At 66.9% G+C, this 2,768-nt stretch carries 3 protein-coding genes; all 3 read left to right on the top strand.

Going from position 1 to position 2,768, the window contains the following annotated elements; translation table 11 throughout:
• Window positions 1-175 precede the first annotated feature (175 nt).
• The 3 genes from KY501_RS52725 (at window position 176) to tnpC (ending at window position 2,583) form a co-directional block, all read left to right on the top strand.
• Window positions 176-490 (top strand): hypothetical protein, encoded by a 315-nt coding sequence (locus KY501_RS52725; protein WP_224373233.1) that lies wholly within the window; start codon window positions 176-178, stop codon window positions 488-490.
• On the top strand, window positions 487-843 hold the full coding sequence (tnpB, locus tag KY501_RS52720) for an IS66 family insertion sequence element accessory protein TnpB (RefSeq protein ID WP_224373232.1): 357 nt from the start codon (window positions 487-489) through the stop codon (window positions 841-843). The genes KY501_RS52725 and tnpB overlap by 4 nt, the downstream gene beginning before the upstream one ends.
• Window positions 844-966: 123 nt before the next feature.
• Window positions 967-2,583 (top strand): IS66 family transposase, encoded by a 1,617-nt coding sequence (tnpC, locus tag KY501_RS52715; RefSeq protein WP_224373231.1) that lies wholly within the window; start codon window positions 967-969, stop codon window positions 2,581-2,583.
• Window positions 2,584-2,768: the final 185 nt, after the last annotated feature.

Here is a 2,768-nt window from a genome sequence, read left to right as displayed (position 1 = left end):
GTGTCCCTTCGGCAAGCGTGCGTGATCTGACCTGGAGAAGGTCCGTACCGTGCCCTGCCCAGTCGAATGGCTGGCGGGAGGATGCATGGGACGGACGATTGAAGGAACGAAGGAGTTGAGAGAGCTGCGGGGGCGTATTGAGCATTGGCGGGCGAGCCGCGGAAGCCAGGGGCGAATGCCTGAGGCGCTGTGGGAGGCTGCTGCGGCAGCCGCCAAGAAGCACGGTATCAGCCGCGTCGCGGGCGAGTTGAAGCTGGGGTACGCGGGGTTGAAGGTGCGTGTGGAGGGACGTTCTGAGGGCAGGAGCACGCCACAGCCTGCGGCCTCAGGGTTCCTCGAGGTGAACGCAGCGCAACTGCTGGCCCCATCGCCTATGGCCGGGACGGTCATCGAGTACTCGCGAAGGGATGGCTCAAGGTTGACGGTGAAATTGCCCGTCGGCAGCACCCTCGACGTCCTCGCGCTGCTGGCTGCGCTGGGTGGGCCATGATTCAGATTACGCCGCAGATGCGGGTGCTGGTGGCCCTGGAGCCGACGGACTTCCGCCGAGGCATGGACGGGCTTGCGCAGCAGTGCCGTGCGGCACTCGGAGAGGAGCCGTTCAGCGGCGCGGTGTTCGTCTTCCGCAACCGCCAGCGCACCGCGGTGAAGCTGCTGGTCTACGACGGGCAGGGTTTCTGGCTGTGTCACAAACGTCTGTCCCAGGGGCGCTTCCGGTGGTGGCCCACGGAAACGGGCAGAGCGGCAGCGCCCTTACGCGCTCACGAGTTGCAGGTGCTGCTGTGCGCCGGAGACCCTTCGGCCACGCAGGCTGCTGCGGACTGGCGCAAGGTCGGCACGTAGGCCGCATCGCGGGGCCCGCGGCCATGGCCCCTTGGAGGGTAGCTGCGTCGCTCTCCAAGGGAGCGAGTTCGGCCTCCAACGTGCCAGGTAGGCTCGAGCCCCAGAGACGTGTTGCATCGGGTCATGGGCAAGAAGAAGCGTCAGCAGCTGGAAGTGAGCTGCGTGGAACTGGCGGCCATCGTCGAGCGAACGAGGGACGGCGCGCTGGGGGCAGAAGACTTCGCCAAGCTGAAGGCGGCGATGGACACGCTGGCCTTCCTGCAGGCGGAGTTGCAGGCGAAGGGCACGTCCATCGCACGGCTGCGCCAGCTGCTCTTCGGTGCGCCCACCGAGAAGACTCGCGCCGTGTTGAAGAAGACGGGGAAGAAGCCGCCTGTCGGCGCTGAGGGCGGGCAGCAGGAGAAGGCCAAGCGCCCGGGCCACGGGCGCCACGGGGCAGCGGCGTACACGGGGGCTGACCGCCAGAAGGTGTCGCACACCACGCTGCAGGGCGGGGACACGTGCCAGGGCTGCCTCAAAGGCAAGGTGTACCCGCTCCAGGAGCCGGCCGTGCTGGTGCGGGTGACGGGCATGGCCCCGCTGACGGCCACGGTGTGGGAGTGTGACAGGCTGCGCTGCAACCTGTGTGGCCAGGTGTACACGGCCGCGCCACCCGAGGGCGTGGGCACGCAGAAGTACGACGAGTCCGCCACGGCGATGACGGGGCTGCTCAAGTACGGCACCGGGCTGCCCTTCCACCGCATCGAGAAGTTGCAAGAAGGGCTGGGCGTTCCTCTGCCCGCCTCGACGCAGTGGGAGCTGGTGAAGGAGGCGGCTGAGAAGCTTCAGCCCGTCTTCGAGCAACTCATCACCGAGGCCGCCCAGGCGGACGTGCTGCACAACGATGACACCACGATGAAGGTGCTCGACTTATCCAAGGAGCAGCTGGCTGCGGCTGCAGCAGGTGCCGAGGAGGAACGCACCGGCGTGTACACCTCGGGCCTCATCGCCACAAAGGGCGAGCGCACCATCGCCCTGTTCTTCACCGGCCGCCAGCACGCGGGGGAAAACCTCGCGGACGTGCTCAAGCGCCGAGCTGCGCAGCTCCAGGCGCCGGTGCAGATGTCCGACGCGCTCGCGGCCAACACCTCCGGCGACTTCAAGTCCATTCTCGCCAATTGCCTCAGCCACGCCCGGCGCGGCTTCGTGGACGTCGTCAACGACTTCCCCGAGGAGTGCCGCTTCGTCCTTGAGACGCTGCGGGAGGTGTACCTCACCGACGCCGTGGCCAAGCAGCACCGTCTCTCCCCAGCCGAGCGGCTGGCACTGCACCAGCGCGAAAGCGGTCCGCGGATGAAGCAGCTCGAGGACTGGCTCAAGGAGCAAATCACCCAGCGCAAGGTGGAACCCAACTCAAGCCTCGGCGCCGCCATCAAGTACATGCGCAAGCACTGGCAGAAGCTCACGCTCTTCCTCAGAGAGCCGGGCGCCCCGCTCGACAACAACGTGTGCGAGAGGGCGTTGAAGAAGGCCATCCTCCACCGGAAGAATTCGCTCTTCTACCGAAGCCAGAACGGCGCGCGCGTGGGCGACACCTTCATGAGCCTCATCCACACGGTGGAGCTCTGCCACGGCAATCCCTTCGACTACCTCGTCGCTCTGCTGCGCCACCACGAGCTCGTTGCCGACGAGCCCGAAAGGTGGTTGCCCTGGAACTACCGCCAAGCGCTTGACGAGCGCCTCACCTCAACGACTCTCTGAGCGAGAGCGCTAAAGCGCTTCGCGCTCTCCTCTCCGAGCACGATCGCCCCTCATGCCTCGCCGCTCAGCGCGCGGTGGGCAACCCGCCGCTTTGCCACGGCCTCTCGCTCAGAACGGCAAGCCGTGCCGTACCCCAGTCTACCCACCGAGGATCGCGGCATCACGCACTCCTGCCGAAAGGACAC

The organism is Hyalangium versicolor, from assembly GCF_020103695.1.
Taxonomy (GTDB): Bacteria; Myxococcota; Myxococcia; order Myxococcales; family Myxococcaceae; genus Hyalangium; species Hyalangium versicolor.
Note: the sequence above shows the minus strand (reverse complement) of the source record. Positions and strands in the feature narration are given on the sequence as shown.